The sequence below is a fragment of the Ochrobactrum vermis genome (assembly GCF_002975205.1).
In the GTDB taxonomy this organism is placed as follows: domain Bacteria; phylum Pseudomonadota; class Alphaproteobacteria; order Rhizobiales; family Rhizobiaceae; genus Brucella; species Brucella vermis.
Genome location: NZ_PCOC01000001.1, coordinates 921,104 through 939,009 on the forward strand (window position 1 = coordinate 921,104; position 17,906 = coordinate 939,009).

Genomic DNA, 17,906 nt, shown 5'->3' on the forward strand with positions numbered 1-17,906 from the left:
GTCAGTGTTGTTTCTTGCGTGGCGGCTGCGCCATCCACCAGATGATGCCCATGGCTGGCAGAACCCAGAGAATGCCGGTCGCGAAGAAATACAGGAGATGCACCCATGCGCTCGATTCAGCGAGATGCGCTACGGCGATAATGGTAGCGAACACCGCATAGATGATGACGAGTGAAACCAGCAAAAAAGTGCCGATCAGTTTCTTCAGCCGAACGGGCATGGTGCAGTTCTCCTTTTCCCCTTTCTTCACTAACCGGTGATCGGGGCCAGTGAAAGGGCAAAAACGCGGCGGCATGTCGCGTGACGCGAACTTGTAACTCACAGGTCGATGCTGCATGTATCCTTCGGCTCATTATCGAAGGGTGAATGGCATGACGGCAGCAACGGCGCAGCGTGTAGGGCAGGGTTCCAGGTTATCGAAAGAGGACCGCGACCGCCGCCTTGTACGTTACTGGCTTTATGCGGTGTTTGTCGTGCTGATCGCAATCGTCATGGTCGGCGGGGCCACCCGCATGACCGGGTCGGGTCTGTCGATCACCGAATGGAAGCCCATTCACGGTGTGATTCCGCCACTCAACCACGCCGAATGGCTGGAGGAGTTCGACAAGTACCGCCAGATTCCGCAATATCAGCAGATCAACAAGGGTATGTCTCTTGAGGCGTTTCAGTCGATCTTCTGGTGGGAATGGGCGCATCGCCTGCTGGCACGCTTCGTTGGCTTTCTGGTTGCGGTCCCACTGGCCTTCTTCTGGGTGACAGGGCGACTGAAAGGCGGTCTCAAATACCGTATGCTGGGGCTTCTGGCGCTGGGCGGTCTTCAGGGCGCTATCGGCTGGTGGATGGTCGCTTCCGGTCTCAGTGTACTGACCAGCGTCAGCCAGTACCGTCTGGCAATCCACTTGACGACAGCCTGTATCATCATAACGGCGGTATTCTATATCGCGCGCGGTCTTGTCACTTACAGTGAGCGGCCAGCGGAAAGGTCGATCCAGCGCTTTGCCGGATGGATCGTGTTTGCGGTCCTCGTGCAGATTTATCTGGGCGGTCTCGTGGCCGGACTGCATGCCGGCCTGACCTACAATACCTGGCCGCTGATGGACGGCGCGATCATCCCCTCCGATCTGTTCATCCAGTCGCCATGGTGGCGCAACCTGTTTGAAAACCCGAAAACCGTGCAGTTCGTGCACCGCATGTTCGCTTATACGGTTCTGGTTCTCACCGTTCTCCATTCCCTTCAGGTCTGGAAAGATGCGCCGGGCACGACCCATGCGCGCCGGACCATCGTGTTGCTTGGCCTCGTGCTCGTACAGGCAGTCATCGGCATCGGAACGCTGCTGATGAGCGTGCCACTTCACATGGGGCTGACACACCAGTTCGTTGCGCTGATCGTGCTGGCTTTCGCGGTCGCGCACTGGCGCGCGACAAAGGGCGCCTACGCGGGATAAACAGTCTGGCGCAGATGCCTAAGCGCGGAGGCGATCTTCAGCTCCCGCACCTCGTCTTCGTCGTTGCGGTCTTCGCGGTGCCATGCGGCTGAGAGACAGCCATAGGCAAAGGCATAATCCAGAATATAGGCCGGTTCGCGCCCGATGATTGGCGCGAAATGCTCGGCCATGCGCCGGGCGCGTTCCAGGTCGAGGCAGAGATCATCCCGGTCGAGCGGATTGTAGAAAATATTGGCGGCATCGAAAGCCGCGTCGCCGACCAGTCCGTGCGGATCGATGGCGAGCCAGCCGCGTGGTCCCTTGATGATGTTTTCGTGGTGAATGTCACCATGCAGCGGAATAGCCTTGTGTGGCGTTGCCAGCAGGCGCTTCGCGACCGCTGTTCCTTCCGCATAGACAGGGCTTTCGTTTGTTACGGCGAAGAGACCGGAAAAGTGCTTGTCCAGCGGTTGCAGGTCCGCCGGTATCGGGGCAGGAGAGGGCGTATGCAGCGCGCTTAGGACTTCGCCGAATATCTGCAAGCATTCGGCATCCTTGCCGCGTTTCAGATGCTCATCGAGGTGATAGCCGCCCGCATATTCGAGCAGCATCGATGTACCCTTGAGGCCGTATAATCGTACCGCGCCATGGCCCTCCTGCCAGTCGAGATAATGCGCGCCGCGCAGCTCTTCCATTCCGGCTGGTTTCAACTGCTTGACGACAAAAACCTCGCCTGGATGGTCGCTGCGTTCAACCTTCCAGACAAGACTTGAATGTGTATCTGCCAGGGGCTCGGATGAGCCGATATTCCATTCGACAGGAAATACCGGCTTAAAATCTTTGTTTTCAAGCATGTCTTTATCCCAAAACCGGTTCCCACTTTTGGGAGATATGCTTTAGGCCTTGCCAAGCATGAGGTTCATGTTCTGGACGGCTGCACCCGATGCACCCTTGCCGAGATTGTCGAGCAGCGCCACCAGATTAACCTCGCCGTCGCCTTCGGTGCCGAAGACAAAAAGCTTCATGCCGTCATTGCCAGCAAGCTCTTCCGCATCGACACGCGCCAGTTTTGTGCTTTCTTCAAGCGGCACGACCTCGACAATATCCTGACCGGCGTAATGCTCCGTCAGTGCGGCATGAATTTCGGCGAGTGACGGCGTTCCCTCAAGTTCGCTCAGGAACAGCGGAACCTGCACGATCATGCCCTGCGGGAAACGCCCGACGCTTGGGCTGAAGATCGGGCGGCGATCCAGACGGCCATGCAATTGCAGTTCCGGCACGTGCTTGTGCTTGAGCGGCAGGCCGTAGAGGAAATTGTTGGCAGCGAGGTGCTCCGGGTGGTTCTTGTCTTCCATCTGCGCAATCATCTGCTTGCCTCCGCCTGTATAGCCGGAGACAGCATTGACGCTGACCGGATAGTCGGCGGACAGCAGGCCCGCATCGCGCAGCGGACGAACAAGCGCAATCGCGCCGGTCGGGTAACAACCCGGATTGGCAACGAGGCGCGCCTCGGCAATGCGTTCACGCTGGCCCTTGGCCAGCTCGGCGAAACCATAGGCCCAGTCCGGATGCACGCGATGCGCGGTCGAAGTATCGATGATGCGGGTCGAGTTATGACCTTCGAGCAGCGAAACCGCTTCTTTGGAAGCATCATCAGGCAGGCACAGGATCGCAATATCGGCTGCGCGCAGATAGTCGGCGCGCAAATCCTTGTTGCGCCGCTCGGCTTCCGGAATGGAGATCACTTCAAGATCGTTGCGTTCGGCCAGACGGGTGCGGATCTGCAAGCCGGTGGTGCCGTGTTCGCCATCGATGAAGATTTTCGGGTTCATGCGTTTTGCCTTTGAATTCAAAAAGTTACGACAATATTCGGAATCAGTTTTCGAGCTGCTTGAATCAATCTATGAACAAGCGTCGCGCTTCATCGTCGTTCTTGCCGTTCGGCCAGAAGGCCCAGATAGTACATTGCGATCGTCGCTCCCGCGATTGCTGTTATATCGGCATGGTCGTAGGCTGGTGCAACCTCGACCACATCGGCGCCCACGAAGTCAAGAGCTGTCAGCTTGCGCAGCACCGAAAGCATCTTTGCCGACGAAGGTCCGCCTGCGACCGGCGTGCCGGTTCCCGGTGCGAAGGCCGGATCGAGACAGTCGATGTCGAAGGTCAGATAGGTCTTGCTGCCATTGGTACGCTTCAGGATCTCATCGGCGATCGCTGCTGCCGACATGTCTTCGACCTCATGACCGTAAATGATCTTGATGCCGCAATCTTCCGGCGCATGCGTGCGGATACCGATCTGGATCGAGTGGTCAGGATCGATAATGCCGTCGCGCACCGCACGGGCCACGAAAGAGCCGTGATCGATCCGCTTGCCATCGTCGAACCATGTATCCTGATGCGCATCGAACTGCACCAGCGCCAGCGGACCATATTTCGCAGCGTGTGCCTTGAGCAGCGGCCATGTGACGAAATGATCGCCGCCGAGTGTCAGCAGGAATGCATCCGATTTCAGGATTTTCGCCGCTTCGCGTTCGATAGTGGCAGGGGTCTTATAGTGATTGCCATAGTCGAGCAGGCAGTCGCCATAGTCGATGACGGCGAGATTCTCGAAAAGATCGCGTTCGAATGGATATTGCGGATCATTGTCGAAGATCGCCGATGCCCGCCGGATGGCCTGCGGGCCGAAACGTGCGCCGGGCCGGTTGGATACGGCTGCATCGAACGGAATGCCCCAGACGACCGCCTCCGCGCCCTTCAACGACTTCGTGTACATGCGCCGCATGAACGACAGCACACCGGCATGGGTGGGATCTGTTGCTGCACTGGTCAGGCTGCGGGCTGTGATCGCGTGGTCGATGGTCTTTGAAGGCATGGCTGTCATCCGGATGATGGTCTGGCTTCTATAGCGCTTTCATTCGCTCTTGGCATCAAACCCGTAAGCGCGTTCGACGCGACCGATACGCACGCGATAGATTTCGTACCATTTCTGGCGACCGAGCTTCTGCGCCACCAGATGGTCCACATCGCGCTTCCATGCTCTGATGCTCTCTTCGTCTGCCCAGAACGAGTTGGTGATGCCGAAGCCTTCCGCATCGCGCGCGCTTTCAATGCCGAGATAGCCCGGCTGCCTGGCTGCAAGCTCACCCATCTGAACCGCCATGTCGCCGTAGCCGTTATCCTCACCAGCGACACGTTGCGACGCAAAGGTGACGATCAGATAGGGAGGTTCCGGCGTTACGGCAAAGCGGTTCGATGTTGCGGACGAGGACATGGCTTATCCATTCATGGAAATGGTTGGAAATGCTTCAGCTCATTCATATTCATGACGATTATCGAACCGGCTTGCAACTGTGTTGAAGTCGCGCTGTCGCCCAAAATATTGAGGGCACATAACGGCAATTGAGAACGGGGAAACCTTCGGCGCTAATAACCTCTTTCAATGAGGGACATTATGCGAAAAACGTTTCTTACGATCTCGACCATTATGGCCTGCTCCGCAGCCCTTGGGGGCTGTGCAACAGACCAGCGCACCGCAAGCTTTCAGCTGGAGCAGCAGAATGTAAGCGCAATCAACTGGATGCAACAATCAGGCGAGTATGATGCGCTGGCTTATCAGGCGTTCAACGGCGCGCGCCGGGCCTTCGATGCGGCAAAGCCGGCGAAGGGGAAGAGGAAAGCCGTGATTGTCGATGTCGACGAGACGATGATCGATAATACCGCCTATGCCGGATGGCGCGTCAAGCAAGGCGTGCCGTACACGGAGAAGACATGGGCGCGCTGGATGGCCGCTGAACAGGCACATCCAATTGCCGGTGCGGTGGAGTTTGCAATGCATGTCAGCGCGAATGGCGGCACGATGTTTTATGTCTCGAACCGCGATGCGAAGTCGTTTGCGGCGACGACAGCGAACATCAGGAGCCTGGGATTTCCCGGTGTATCAGCGAAAACGCTCTTGTTGAATAGCGGCCAGTCCAACAAGCAGGATCGTTTCGACAGTGTCAGGGCTGCGGGATATGACGTCGTCGTCTATGTCGGTGACAATCTCAACGATTTCGGCGCTGCGACCTATCACAAGAATAACCAGCAGCGACGCGCTTTCGTCGAGGCCAACCGCGAAGCGTTCGGCACAAAGTTCTTCATGCTGCCCAATCCGAGCTACGGAGACTGGGTTGCCGGAATGGCGCCGGATTATTATAAGCAGCCGCCTGAAAAACAGCTCGAGATCAACCGCAAGTCCATCCGTGGCTGGGCGGGCTGAAACTCAGCCTGAGCAAAACAAAAAAAGCGGACCCGGAGGTCCGCTTTTCTGTAAATCCGAAGCGATAGTTATTAGCGCTTGGAGAACTGGCCCTAAGCGCGTTAGCGCTTCGAGAACTGGAACGAACGGCGAGCCTTGGCCTTACCGTACTTCTTACGTTCGACGACGCGGCTATCGCGGGTCAGGAAGCCACCCTTCTTGAGAACCGTGCGCAGGCCTGGTTCGTAGTAGGTGAGGGCCTTGGAGATGCCGTGACGAACAGCACCGGCCTGACCGGAGAGACCACCACCGGCAACGGTGGCGACGATGTCGAACTGACCGGCGCGGTTCGAAGCGATGATCGGCTGCTGCAGGATCATCTGCAGAACCGGACGCGCGAAATACTGTGCGAATTCCTTGTCGTTGACGGTGATCTTGCCGGAACCCGGCTTGACCCAAACGCGTGCAACGGCGTCCTTACGCTTGCCGGTGGCATAAGCGCGGCCCTGTGCGTCCAGCTTCTGGACGTGAACCGGAGCGGCAGCTTCGGTCTTGGCAACGGTGCCGAGTTCTTCGAGCGAGTTGAGCTGCTCAGCCATGATTATGCATTCCCTTTGTTCTTGCGGTTCAGCGCTGCGACGTCGAGGACTTCCGGCTGCTGAGCTTCATGCTGATGGTTCGAGCCTGCATAAACGCGCAGGTTCTTCATCTGGCGACGGCCGAGCGGGCCACGTGGGATCATACGCTCAATAGCCTTCTCGAGAACGCGTTCCGGAAAACGGCCTTCGAGAATCTGGCGAGCGGTGCGCTCCTTGATGCCACCCGGATGGCCGGTGTGCCAGTAATAGACCTTGTCGGTGTATTTCTTGCCGGTCAGAACAACCTTGTCGGCATTGATGATGATGACATTGTCGCCATCGTCAACATGCGGAGTGAAGGTTGCTTTGTGCTTGCCACGCAGGCGGTTGGCGACGAGAGATGCGAGACGGCCGACGACGAGACCTTCGGCGTCGATCAGCACCCACTTCTTCACCACTTCAGCCGGCTTCTGAGAAAAAGTTGCCATTGAAGTCTTCCTTGACTTAATCCCCGATCTTGAAATCAGGGCTTTTTTTGTTGCTTGTGTTGGATCACGTCCAACCCGAACGAGCGGGCAAAAGATTACTTCTGCTCGCGTCTGGCGGGTCGATACACAATGTCTGTGTAACCGTCAAGCCCTATATTCAGAGCTTTGTTTTAAAAGATAAGTAAAATCAATTGGTTATCGTATTGGTATTATAATACCGTATATTTTTAACGCTTTTATCGCGGTGGAATCGAATAGGTAGCCGTTGCATGGGCAACCAGTTCGCCGCTAGCACCGTCAGTCAGACTGATATCGAGTACGGCAAGGCGCTTGCCGAGTTTCAGAAGGCGCGCAACAGCTTCGACTGTACCGGGGGAGGGTTTGCGCAGAAAATTGATATTGAGGTTTGTCGTCACTGCCAGCGCCACCGGACCGATATGGGCCAGTATGGCTGCATAGGCAGTCACATCGGCGAGCGCGAAAAGCGAGGGGCCGGAAACGGTGCCGCCGGGACGCAGATGTTGTTCATCGGCGTGAAGCTGCATGGTCGCAGAACCGTCATCGATTGCCATGATCTCGAATGTGTCGCCGAGTTGAGGAAACTCGTGCTTCATGAAGGTGCGCAGCTCTTCAATGTTCATGACGGGGCTCAACGAATGCTTTGTCATCGGATCGACATTCCGGTCCTGTGCGGTATTGATATTCATGCGTTCCTCCCAAGTTTATTCATCAATAATGGGAGCGACCGCTTTCATGCAAGCGCTGGCTCAAGCGATTGAAGAGGACAAAGATGAAAAACCCTTCCGACGACGAGATTCGCGTAATCCTTCTTTCCGTCAAAACGATTGCGCTTCTTGGTGCGTCACCAAAGCCGGAGCGCCCGAGCAATGGCGTGATGGAGTTCCTGCTTTCCAAGGGATACCGTGTGATTCCGGTCAATCCGGGGCAGGCGGGCAAGGAGATCCACGGCCAGCCTGTCGTGGCGCATCTGGCAGATATCGAAGAGCCGGTGGATATGGTGGATGTCTTCCGCGAACCTTATTCGCTGCCGGGCATCGTGGATGAGGTTCTCGCAATGAAGCACCGGCCAAAGGTGTTGTGGACGCAGCTTGGCGTGGTGCACGACGAGGCTGGAAATCGCGCCAGCGAAGCCGGTTTGACCGTCGTCATGGATCGTTGTCCGGCCATCGAATATCCCCGCCTGATCCGTGAATAAGAGCTTTAGGATCTAATTTCTGCGATTCCGGCATTTGGCGGAAAATCCTCCTTTGCTTTCCTGGCGGCAACGCCTAACGTCCGGACCTGATTGGGGTTTAGGACACAGGAGGAAATGATGTCAAAACGCTCTCCCGGGATTGAAACGCTCGCTGTTCATGCAGGCGCCAAGCCCGATCCCACGACAGGTGCCCGTGCAACGCCGATCTATCAGACGACTTCGTTCGTGTTCGATGATGCCGACCACGCGGCATCCCTGTTTGGCCTGCAGGCGTTCGGCAATATCTACACACGCATCACAAATCCGACCACCGCAGTTCTGGAAGAGCGCATTGCCGCACTCGAAGGCGGTACGGCGGCGGTTGCGACTGCGTCCGGCCATGCTGCGCAGCTTCTTGTTTTCCATACGCTGCTTCAACCGGGCGATAATTTTGTTGCCGCACGCCAGCTTTACGGCGGTTCGATCAACCAGTTCGGTCAGTCTTTCAAATCCTTCGGCTGGCAGGTGCGCTGGGCCGATGCCACCAATCCGACCGATTTCGCAAAGCAGATCGACAGCAAGACGCGCGCCATCTTCATCGAAAGCTTCGCCAATCCGGGCGGCATCGTGGTGGACATCGAAGCCATTGCCGAAATCGCGCACAGAAATGGCCTGCCGCTGATCGTCGACAATACGCTTGCATCGCCTTATCTGGTGCGCCCTATCGAACATGGTGCGGATATCGTCGTGCATTCGCTCACCAAATTTATCGGTGGTCACGGCAATTCCATGGGCGGTATTCTGGTCGATGGCGGTACGTTTGACTGGGCAAAATCCGGCAATTATCCGCTTCTGACCGAACCACGCCCAGATTATGCCGGTCTGGAACTCCACAAGACCTTTGGCAATATATCCTTTGCCATCGCTGCCCGTGTTCTGGGGCTTCGTGACTTCGGCCCGGCCATTTCACCGTTCAATGCGTTCCAGATCCTGACCGGAGCGGAAACCTTGCCACTGCGCATGCAGCGTCACAGCGACAATGCGCTCAAGGTCGCATCCTGGCTGCACGGCCATGAAAAAGTATCATGGGTGAACTATGCCGGGTTGCCGCATGATAAATTCCACGCACTCCAGCAAAAATATGCGCCAAAGGGTGCGGGATCTGTTTTCACCTTCGGTCTCAAGAGTGGTTATGAAGCGGGAGTCAAGTTTGTCGATAGCCTCGAACTGTTCTCCCTGCTGGCCAATATTGGCGACACGCGTTCGCTGGTGATCCATCCGGCATCGACGACGCATCGCCAGCTCAGCGACGAACAGAAGGTGGCGGCTGGCGCCGGTCCGGATGTCGTGCGCCTGTCTATCGGCATCGAGGATGCGGACGATATCATCGCCGACATCGAACAGGCGCTGGCAAAGGTCTGATTTATGAGCCGGTTTCTCGATTTCGACCTGACCGGCATCGAACCGGAGGAAGGCGCACCGTTCCCAGAGCGCATTCTTTCAGGTGCCCCAAAATTCCGCACATGGAATCTGGAAGAAAATGCCGAAGGCACACTCTTCGCAGGTATTTGGGAAAGCACGCCCGGAAAATGGCGCATCGAATATGACAAATGGGAATTCTGCCACATCCTGACCGGTCGGTCTGTCGTCAGGGAAGAAGGCGGCGAAGCCCGCAAAGTCGAAGCTGGAGACAGTTTCGTCATCCGGCCGGGTTTCAAGGGAAGCTGGGAAGTCATCGAGACCACCCGCAAGGAATATGTCATCAAGCTCTGACGACCATTTCTGCATTATAGAAAGACACCCGCCGGATATTGGCGGGTGTTTTTGTTTCAGTTATGCGGACCACGCTTGATCGGCTGGATGACTGGCAGATTGCCCGGATTCGGGCGACCTGCACCATCATTGCCTGATGGTCGTGGCGGACGATCCGGTCGCGGCGGACGTGGGCGGTCCGGTCTGTTGGTATCAGGACGATGCGGGCGATCACGGTCGCGATAACGATAATAATCGCGGTCACGATAATAGCGTGAGTCTCTGTAATAACGCGGGTAGCGCGGATAGTTCCGATAATAACCGCCGCTATTATAGACGACGCCGGTGCCAACATAACCGCCGCGAACATAATACGGATCGTAAGAGCCTGAGCCGTAATAGCCCTCGGAAACGCAGCCGCTGAGCGTCAGCCCCGCAACGCCGATGCCAAGCGCCAGCAAAATGGATTTCAATGACATGTTCGCTACTCCCGAAAGGCCGGGGTCAGCGCTGGGATACGCAATAACCACGCGGCGAACCACTATTTTGAGGGATTATGCGCGTTTCTGTTGACCACCCATAATCAATAAAGATTGCAGAACGTTAGCTTGGTTAGCTGTGATGATACATGCTCATTGGTGATCTGCAGCAATTATAAAGGCCCCTTCGGATGAAGGGGCCTTTATAAGCTACTACCTACGGTGTCTGATTATTCCGTTGCTATCTTTGCACCGGTAACAGCGTTACTGATCTCCGTAAACTTCTCGCCGATATCGGTGCCGAGGGTGGAGGCTCCAGCGATGATCGCAACCGAAATCAAAGCCGCGATGAGGCCGTATTCGATAGCGGTTGCGCCGGATTCATCCTTACGGAAACGTGCGAAAAACTTGGTCATGTGTTGCTCCTGAGATCATTCTTAGTTGTTTGGTGGTCTCTGTGACCTGGGAGCAAACTACGCAACAAATATGTGCACCCTCTTAAGTTGCATGGTAAACGGAAAATGAGTATCGCATATGATTAATAAATTACTGAATTTAAAACAAAAATAGCGGATGGGGATTCCTGAGTATTTTAGCTTTTACTTATATAATTGGCGACGAGTTCAACCGTCTTTTCTCTCAAGCTGCTTGCACCAGATTGGCGATCAGGCGGAATGCTCCGGGAACGAGCTTGTCGAGCTGATGATGCAGGACAAGGCTCGTATGCGTATGCCGGCCTTTGCCGATCCTGCCGGAAACAAGCGCGCCATAAAGCGGCTGTTCTCCATCATCATGCATGGAAAGCAGTGGCTGATAGGCGTCATTCCACGTGGAGGCGAAATAAAGCCCGCGTTCCTTGTGCCAGTCGTTCCAATCGCACTCGTTGATCGTGTTTGGGCTAACAAGCAGAGGATGCTCAGGTTCAAGAACCGTAACTGCTGCATGCGGGTTCGTAACACGACAGCGCAATGACGGAGAGCCGATGGTCAGTCTTCGCGGGGGTGTTCCGTCTGGATGCCAGCCGTCGGAGGGTCGGTGATAGAGCGTCACCAGATGCCCACCGTCCTCGACGAAGCGGTGCAGTCTGGCCGTCGCCGCAGCCAGGTCATCGCGCAGACCGAAAGCAAATATGCCGACCACGATGGTGGTGAATTGCGAAAGATTACCGGCAAGGTGGTGCGCTTCGATGTCGGTGACATCAAGCCCCATGCGTTTCAGCCACAGACCAACATTGTCCGCGCCGCCACCGATATAGCCGATGCGCGCATCGGGTAGCTTCACGTCAAGGGTCAGCACAGGCAGCACGGCAGGCTCGCGCCAGACAGTTTTACCAATATGCGGATAGCTGGCCTCGTGCACGTGCCATGCCGGATTTCCGTTGATTGTTGCCTGCAGGACGGTCAAACCGGGCACTGGATCGGAAGGCCCGTGCAAGACGGCATTCTGCCCGTTAAAGCTGACATCCCAGCCGTTTTGCGATGTGAATGTGATCTGGTCGGCCTTGCCATCGACCACAAGCCGGATCGGCAAGGGGGCCTGCTTGCCCGATACGATGATCGCTGGCGGATCGACCTTCAATGAGGCAGGCGGCACAATGGCCAGCGGCTCTTCAAGATCGAAAAAAGACTCCGCCAGATGATCGCCAAACTGCGCCTTTAGCCGGATATAGGCTTGACCGTTGCCGCCGAGCGACCGCCACGCGGGTTCGAAAAACGGAGAGAGTGCTGCGTCTTTCGCCAGCGAAACTGTCATTGTTTCTCGCTCCGATGCCCGTTGTTCACAGACAATCGAACAGCTTACCGGCAATACGGGTTCCGCCGTTACTGCGACTGCTGCCGCTCCGGGCCCATATTCGACAACAAGGCGTGTCTCGCTGCCCGTCGCCAACACGGCGTCGTCCAGATAAGCGCGCTCGAAAAGTGAGACCGCTTCAATCAAAGCAGTGTCGATTTCCTGCAGCTTGCGTTCCAGCCGGTACCCGTGCCGCAAAAGGAAATCTTCCGGCGCGCCGCTCAGTGCATCCTTCAGGCATTTTGCAGCTTCAACCAGATTTTTGACGATGGCTTCGCGATCAGGAAAAGCTGCGATTGCTTTCTCGACAGACGAATGGGCGTCAAGAAGCTGCTTCCGACCCGTAAGTGCCAAGCCGTCAATCTCGGCCAGTGCGGCCAAAGTTTTCGGAATTCCTTCAAGAATTGTCGTTTCCGAACGGATTTCGGGCAGTTTCAGATGCAGTGGCCATTCAACTTTCGGCGCTTCCGGCCAGCGACCCATGCCTTGACTGGCATGGCAGGCGCGCGACCACTCGCCGATACGGTCGTAATCGGCGCCGGTGGCCATATCGCGACCCGCCGCGTGAATCACCAATGTCGTATCAGGCGGTGGAAGCTCGTCGTCATAAGTGTCGCCGCCGCCTGACCAGGCAGGGAGATAGAATTTCGCCACGTGCCACGGTATCAGCCCCTCGGCAAAGTGTTCCGGAAAGGCGTCCGGATCGGCAGCCAGCCGGATGGCCTTTTCTGCCGCCCGGGTCATCGCGCGGTGGTGTCCATGCTGGCCCGGAACATCGAGAAAGGTCGGCAGCACGATATCAGGGCGTTCGGTACGATAGGCGCGGACCAGTCGTTCGATGGTTTTCGCTTCACCCCAATGGGCAAAGGTACCGTCGCCATCCTTTGAGAACCCGAAATCATGGACGGAATCGTCTGGGCCATGGCCAAGCCAATGCACGTCGCAATCGAGAATGCGTGCTGCGTCTTCCATCTCGCGGCTGCGGATCACACCGAGCGCGCCGCCACGTTCGGGGCCGAGTGCATTCTGTCCGCCTTCGCCGCGTGTCGAACAGGCAATTACCACCCGCATGCCAAGACCGAACCGCATATAGGCCATCAGGCCGCTTTGCTCGTCGTCAGGATGCGCGCCTGTATGCATCAGCGTCACGGTCGAGCGCAGCCTGCTCAGCGCCCCTTGCAGGCGGACAAGGGCAGGGGACAACTTCTGGCGCTCGATGCGCTGACGGGCGGTGAGCATGGTTCCTCGCGGACAGTTCTATAATTCGGAATTGGTGTCGAGTTTGGGCGTCATCGCCTCGAACATCGGCAGGGATGCAGCACCCAGCGCAGCGGTGAACTGCCCAGTCTGTCCCCGGATAACGCGCGGCAAAGCGCGTGCGCGCCGGCTCGCAACCGAAATCGGCAGGCCACCCATATGCCAGATCAGGTCATCGATGATCGCATCGGGCACCATGCCGCCCAGAATGATCGTCTCTGGATCTAGAATGTTTTCGATCATGGCAATCATCGGCGCCAGATGGTCGGCGGCTTCCTGCACCCAGCCCATCAGAACCGGGTTGCGGTCTTCATGCAACTTTTCCAGCGCGTCGAAATCGGTGTCCTCGATCCCCGCAGCGTGAAGCTTTTCGCGCAAGGTATGAAGGGAGGCATAAGTTTCAAGGCAGCCCCTCTGGCCGCAGGCGCAGCTGCGCCCGTTGGGCGTGATGACGATGTGACCGATTTCACCGGCATTGCCGAAAGCACCGCGAAACGGTGCGCCGTCCTGAATCATGCCAAGCCCGATACCGGCACCGAAATAAATCATGGCGAAATTGGAAATCGCATGTCCCGCACCAAACAGGCGCTCGCCGACGGCGGCGGCATTGGCGTCGTTTTCGACCAGAACGGCTTCGCCGCAGGCTTCGCTCAGAACCGCCGCCGCATCGATCCCGGACCAGCCGGGCAGGGTGGTCGGGCCGACCGAACTCATGCCTTCAATGTCGAACGGGCCTGGCATCACGACACCTATGCCGAGCAGGCGCGCGGGAAACGAGGCCTTCACGGCATCGACTTCCGTTCGCAATTGTGCGGAGAGCCTGTCGGGGCGGACATCCTGTATCGGGCGCACATGCTGCGTGCGCGGCTTGCCGGACAGATCGAGCACGGTCGTCACCATGTGCGTCGAACCCATTTCGACACCGATGGTCATCGCACCTTCGGGATTGACGGCAAACTGGATCGGCGGCTGGCCGCGTCCCGTTTTCAGCCGCCCAAGCTGCATGAGCAGGTTCTCAGAAACCAATTCATCGACGATATTGGCGATGGCCTGTGCGGTCAGATGGGTAAGGCGGGCGATATGCATCCGGCCAAGGGGACCGTGACGGCGCACGACATCAAGCACCACACGTCGGTTATGATCGCGGATTCGCTCGGGATTCTTGCCAAGGGTGACCGCTAGCGACCCGCCCTGTGCACCAGCAGGCGCGACGAGCGGTCCGTTTTCAGAATGTCCATCTGATTTCGATGTCATGATCCCTCCTGTCTCCCGTCAAAAGAGATAGCGCGAGGCGCTTTTAACAGCAATATATTAATTCAACTAAATTATCTTATTGACAAAATGCCCGCAACGTTGAACCGTAAAGACAGGGTGGTGAAGGCCGTCCTGCCTCATGTCGGGGAAGTGGGTTCCCGCATGAGTGAAAATGGGCGTCGCGCATGATCTGCGTGGCATGTGGTGGAATATGCGGATGGTGCAAGGCACTGCCGCAGCCGTGCCTGGCGACCGCATTCGAGTACCGGTGGGCGGGGCATTAGGGAGGTTTAAATGCGTAAGCTGTTATTGGCAGGTCTGGTTGCAGGGCTCAGCACCTTTGCGATCAATGCCGCTCAGGCTGTCGAAATCGAATATTGGCAGTATGTCTTCGAGACACGCGTCAAGGCGATGGACAAGCTGATCGAGAATTTCGAAAAGGCCAACCCGGACATCAAGGTCAAGCAGGTCACATTCCCTTACGACGACTATCAGACGCGCGTGATCGCAGCGAAGATGGCGGGCAAGAGCCCGGACGTGATGCAGCTCTTTTATGGCTGGCTGGACAAGTTCGTGGCTGGCGGCATTCTGCAGCCACTGCCGCAGGACGCGTTCCCGCATGACAAGATCGAGAGCGAATTCTTCCCGATCGTTTCTGCGATGAAGCGCGGCGATGAATATTATGGTCTGCCGACCGCTGTGCGTTCGCTGGCCCTGTTCTACAACAAGAAGCTGTTCACCGACGCTGGCCTCGATCCGAACAATCCGCCCAAGACGCTGGATGAAATGGTCGAAGCCGCCAAGAAGACGACGAAGCGCGATGCTTCTGGCAATCTTCTGGCCGAAGGCATCACGCTGGATATGCCGGGACAGGACCAGCATTGGTGGCGCGAGGTTCTGGTGCGCCAGTTCGGCGGTCAGCCTTATACCGACAATGATCGCAAGGTCGCCTATAACGACGCTGCGGGCGAAAAGGCGCTTGCCTTCTATACCGGCCTCCAGACCGAACATAAGGTCGGCGAAGTCAAGTTTATGGATGAAGGCCAGGCCGCTTTCCGCGCTGGCATGGCAGCCATGACCATTGACGGCACCTTCCGTCTTGGTTCGTTCCGCACCATCAAGGACTTCGAATGGGGCGTGACCGAGCTTCCGGCCAATGCCGAAGGCGTGCGTTCCAACTATGCGAGCTACTTTGCCAACGGTATCAGCGCCAAGGCAAGCGGTGAGAAACTCGAAGCTGCCAAGAAGTTCCTGAACTACATCTCGTCGCCGGAAGCCATGGAAATCTGGCTGAAGGACGTGGGTGAACTGCCTGCGCGCCGCTCGGCAGCCATGACTGAAAAGAACCTTGCCGATCCGATCTACGGCCCGTTCCTCAAAGGTCTGGAATATGCGCACACGACCATGTTCGTGGATGAGCTGAAGCAGCGTCAGATCGCTGTCGACATGGCCAATCGCGTCATTCTCGAAAAGCAGCCGGTCAAGGAATCCCTCGACCAGGCGGCCAAGGCAGAGCAGGATGTGCTCGACGCGGCCAAGTAAGGCAATCGCGACAGATGAAGCGGCTGGATGAAGCGGCTCTGGCCGCTTCATCTTCTCTTGCCGATTTACGGCACGGCTAATCCTTAGCCGAAGGATCTTGAAACATGACAATGAATGTAGCCGAGACGGCTGAAACAGGCGGCGCGGCGAAGGGACCTTCGGGCAATCGCCTGACGGATCGCCTTTCCATGCGCACAAGACGGTTGATCTGGGTGTGGAGCTTTCTGGCTTTACCGATCCTGTTCTATTCGGTCATCCGCTTTTACCCGACGATAGAAGCTTTCTGGCTGTCTCTCACCGACTGGGATCTGATGAACCCGCCAAAGTTCATCGGTTTCGCCAATTACCAGAAGCTCTTCGCGGATCCGGAATTCTGGAAAGTGTTCAAGAACACTTTCACCTATCTGCTGGTCGGCACGCCGATCAGTCTCGTGGTTGCGTTCACAATCGCCTATTTCCTGGATCGTGTGCGCATCATGCACGGCTTTATCCGTGCCCTCTATTTTCTGCCTTATCTCACCACGGCTGCTGCCATGGCATGGGTCTGGCGCTGGTTTTATCAGCCTGCGCCGATCGGTTTCATCAATAATATCCTGAGTTCGGTCGGGCTGCCGCAGCAGGGTTTTCTGCGCTCGGTCGATCAGGGTCTTTATGCGATCATGGCGACGTCCATCTGGGCCGGTCTCGGCTTTCAGATCATCATCTTCATGGCGGGCTTGCGCGCCGTTCCCAACACTTTCTACGAAGCCGCGCGCATCGACGGCCTCGGTGAATGGGCGATCCTGCGCAAGATCACGATCCCGCTTCTGAAGCCCACCACGGTTTTCCTCGTCGTCTTCTCGTCCATCGGTTTCCTGCGCATCTTCGATCAGGTCTACAACATGACCACGAACGATCCCGGCGGGCCGCTCGGCTCCACCAAGCCGCTGGTGCTGATGATTTATCAGACGGCCTTCTCCTCCTATGCGATGGGTTATGCGGCTGCGCAAACCGTCGTGCTCTTCACCATTCTGCTTTGCGTCTCGCTGTTGCAGCTCTGGATCCTGAGGGAAAAGAAATGACAGCGTCCGTTCAAAACAAACCACTCCCGTTCCAGAACCTGCGGCCCGGTCGCATCCTGATATGGACGCTGCTGCTCATCGGCGGCCTCATCATGGTCACGCCGCTGGCCTTCATGTTCTCCACTTCGCTCAAGACAGCGGGACAGGTCTATGACCTGCGCCTGATCCCGGCAGAGCCGACACTGCAGAACTATGTCACCATCCTAGCCGATGGCCGCTTCCTGCGCTGGTTCCTGAACTCCATGATCGTTGCGGTCGTGGTCACGCTGTCGAACGTCTTCTTCGACAGTCTCGTCGGCTATACGCTGGCGAAATTCCAGTTCCGCGGGCGCTACTTCATCTTCCTCGCCATTTTGTCCACGCTGATGATCCCCACTGAAATGCTGGTGATCCCGTGGTATCTGATGTCGAGCAAGCTCGGCTGGTTGGACAGCTACTGGGGCATCATGTTCCCCGGCATGATGACGGCCTTTGGCACGTTCCTGATGAAGCAGTTCTTCGAAGGCGTTCCCAACGATTTTCTGGAAGCTGCCCGCGTTGACGGCCTCAACGAATTCCAGATCTGGTGGAAAGTTGCCATGCCGCTGGTAACGCCTGCGCTCTCGGCGCTTGCGATCTTCACTTTCCTCGGCAACTGGACCGCATTTTTCTGGCCGCTGATCGTTGCGACCAGTCCGGAGCTTTACACGCTGCCGGTCGGGCTTTCGAGCTTCGCCGTCGAGCAGTCCATCCAGTGGGAAATGATCATGACCGGCGCGGCAATCGCCACGCTTCCCACGCTCGTCGTCTTTCTTCTTCTCCAGCGTTACATCGTGCGCGGTGTCATGCTTGCTGGTCTCAAGGGTTGA

General features: G+C 57.0%; 20 protein-coding genes. 8 read left to right on the forward strand and 12 right to left on the reverse strand.

What is annotated here, in order from left to right; all coding sequences use genetic code 11:
* Position 1 precedes the first annotated feature (1 nt).
* On the reverse strand, positions 2-220 hold the full coding sequence (locus tag CQZ93_RS04450; RefSeq protein ID WP_105541513.1) for a DUF2842 domain-containing protein: 219 nt from the start codon (positions 218-220) through the stop codon (positions 2-4).
* Positions 221-371: 151 nt separating this feature from the next.
* Here CQZ93_RS04450 and CQZ93_RS04455 point away from each other — a divergent pair, with 151 nt between their 5' ends.
* Positions 372-1,445 (forward strand): COX15/CtaA family protein, encoded by a 1,074-nt coding sequence (locus tag CQZ93_RS04455; RefSeq protein WP_105541514.1) that lies wholly within the window; start codon positions 372-374, stop codon positions 1,443-1,445.
* Here CQZ93_RS04455 and CQZ93_RS04460 read toward each other — a convergent pair.
* The 4 genes from CQZ93_RS04460 to CQZ93_RS04475 form a co-directional block, all read right to left on the reverse strand.
* Complete coding sequence (locus CQZ93_RS04460; protein WP_105541515.1) at positions 1,433-2,278, reverse strand: aminoglycoside phosphotransferase family protein; 846 nt, start codon at positions 2,276-2,278, stop codon at positions 1,433-1,435. The genes CQZ93_RS04455 and CQZ93_RS04460 overlap by 13 nt on opposite strands.
* A gap of 42 nt (positions 2,279-2,320) precedes the next feature.
* Complete coding sequence (argC, locus tag CQZ93_RS04465) at positions 2,321-3,256, reverse strand: N-acetyl-gamma-glutamyl-phosphate reductase (RefSeq protein WP_105541516.1); 936 nt, start codon at positions 3,254-3,256, stop codon at positions 2,321-2,323.
* 89 nt (positions 3,257-3,345) lie between these two features.
* Positions 3,346-4,296 (reverse strand): agmatinase, encoded by a 951-nt coding sequence (gene speB, locus CQZ93_RS04470; RefSeq protein ID WP_105543174.1) that lies wholly within the window; start codon positions 4,294-4,296, stop codon positions 3,346-3,348.
* A 39-nt stretch (positions 4,297-4,335) separates the two neighbouring features.
* Positions 4,336-4,695, reverse strand: coding sequence for an antibiotic biosynthesis monooxygenase family protein (locus tag CQZ93_RS04475; protein ID WP_105541517.1), 360 nt, complete (start codon positions 4,693-4,695; stop codon positions 4,336-4,338).
* A gap of 180 nt (positions 4,696-4,875) precedes the next feature.
* Here CQZ93_RS04475 and CQZ93_RS04480 point away from each other — a divergent pair, with 180 nt between their 5' ends.
* Positions 4,876-5,682 (forward strand): 5'-nucleotidase, lipoprotein e(P4) family, encoded by an 807-nt coding sequence (locus CQZ93_RS04480; protein WP_105541518.1) that lies wholly within the window; start codon positions 4,876-4,878, stop codon positions 5,680-5,682.
* 101 nt (positions 5,683-5,783) lie between these two features.
* Here CQZ93_RS04480 and rpsI read toward each other — a convergent pair whose 3' ends face one another.
* From rpsI to CQZ93_RS04500, 3 genes are all read right to left on the reverse strand, one after another.
* Positions 5,784-6,260 carry a 30S ribosomal protein S9 gene (gene rpsI, locus CQZ93_RS04485; protein WP_105541519.1) on the reverse strand — a complete coding sequence of 159 codons (477 nt, stop codon included), beginning with the start codon at positions 6,258-6,260 and terminating at the stop codon, positions 5,784-5,786.
* Between the two features lie 2 nt (positions 6,261-6,262).
* Positions 6,263-6,727 (reverse strand): 50S ribosomal protein L13, encoded by a 465-nt coding sequence (gene rplM, locus CQZ93_RS04490; RefSeq protein ID WP_105541520.1) that lies wholly within the window; start codon positions 6,725-6,727, stop codon positions 6,263-6,265.
* A gap of 236 nt (positions 6,728-6,963) precedes the next feature.
* Positions 6,964-7,434, reverse strand: coding sequence for a PaaI family thioesterase (locus tag CQZ93_RS04500; protein ID WP_105541521.1), 471 nt, complete (start codon positions 7,432-7,434; stop codon positions 6,964-6,966).
* Positions 7,435-7,517: 83 nt separating this feature from the next.
* Here CQZ93_RS04500 and CQZ93_RS04505 point away from each other — a divergent pair, with 83 nt between their 5' ends.
* The 3 genes from CQZ93_RS04505 (at position 7,518) to CQZ93_RS04515 (ending at position 9,695) form a co-directional block, all read left to right on the forward strand.
* Positions 7,518-7,943 carry a CoA-binding protein gene (locus tag CQZ93_RS04505; protein WP_105541522.1) on the forward strand — a complete coding sequence of 142 codons (426 nt, stop codon included), beginning with the start codon at positions 7,518-7,520 and terminating at the stop codon, positions 7,941-7,943.
* Positions 7,944-8,060: 117 nt separating this feature from the next.
* Positions 8,061-9,344, forward strand: a complete 1,284-nt coding sequence (locus tag CQZ93_RS04510; protein ID WP_105541523.1) for an O-acetylhomoserine aminocarboxypropyltransferase — start codon at positions 8,061-8,063, stop codon at positions 9,342-9,344.
* A 3-nt stretch (positions 9,345-9,347) separates the two neighbouring features.
* Entirely contained in the window at positions 9,348-9,695 is a 348-nt protein-coding gene (locus CQZ93_RS04515) for a cupin domain-containing protein (RefSeq protein ID WP_105541524.1), read from the forward strand.
* Positions 9,696-9,751: 56 nt separating this feature from the next.
* On the opposite strand, the gene CQZ93_RS04520 is transcribed toward CQZ93_RS04515, so the two are convergent.
* The 4 genes from CQZ93_RS04520 to CQZ93_RS04535 form a co-directional block, all read right to left on the reverse strand.
* Entirely contained in the window at positions 9,752-10,153 is a 402-nt protein-coding gene (locus CQZ93_RS04520) for a hypothetical protein (protein WP_105541525.1), read from the reverse strand.
* A 230-nt stretch (positions 10,154-10,383) separates the two neighbouring features.
* Positions 10,384-10,569: a Flp family type IVb pilin gene (locus CQZ93_RS04525; protein WP_105541526.1), complete on the reverse strand. Its 186-nt coding sequence runs from the start codon at positions 10,567-10,569 to the stop codon at positions 10,384-10,386.
* 223 nt (positions 10,570-10,792) lie between these two features.
* Positions 10,793-13,183, reverse strand: coding sequence for a PIG-L family deacetylase (locus tag CQZ93_RS04530; RefSeq protein WP_105541527.1), 2,391 nt, complete (start codon positions 13,181-13,183; stop codon positions 10,793-10,795).
* Between the two features lie 18 nt (positions 13,184-13,201).
* Positions 13,202-14,455 carry an ROK family protein gene (locus tag CQZ93_RS04535; RefSeq protein WP_105541528.1) on the reverse strand — a complete coding sequence of 418 codons (1,254 nt, stop codon included), beginning with the start codon at positions 14,453-14,455 and terminating at the stop codon, positions 13,202-13,204.
* A gap of 294 nt (positions 14,456-14,749) precedes the next feature.
* Between CQZ93_RS04535 and CQZ93_RS04540 the strand changes: the two genes are divergently transcribed.
* The 3 genes from CQZ93_RS04540 (at position 14,750) to CQZ93_RS04550 (ending at position 17,906) form a co-directional block, all read left to right on the forward strand.
* Positions 14,750-15,997: a sugar ABC transporter substrate-binding protein gene (locus tag CQZ93_RS04540; RefSeq protein WP_105541529.1), complete on the forward strand. Its 1,248-nt coding sequence runs from the start codon at positions 14,750-14,752 to the stop codon at positions 15,995-15,997.
* A 104-nt stretch (positions 15,998-16,101) separates the two neighbouring features.
* Positions 16,102-17,058, forward strand: coding sequence for a carbohydrate ABC transporter permease (locus CQZ93_RS04545; protein WP_286152077.1), 957 nt, complete (start codon positions 16,102-16,104; stop codon positions 17,056-17,058).
* Positions 17,055-17,906: a carbohydrate ABC transporter permease gene (locus CQZ93_RS04550; RefSeq protein ID WP_105541530.1), complete on the forward strand. Its 852-nt coding sequence runs from the start codon at positions 17,055-17,057 to the stop codon at positions 17,904-17,906. The genes CQZ93_RS04545 and CQZ93_RS04550 overlap by 4 nt, the downstream gene beginning before the upstream one ends.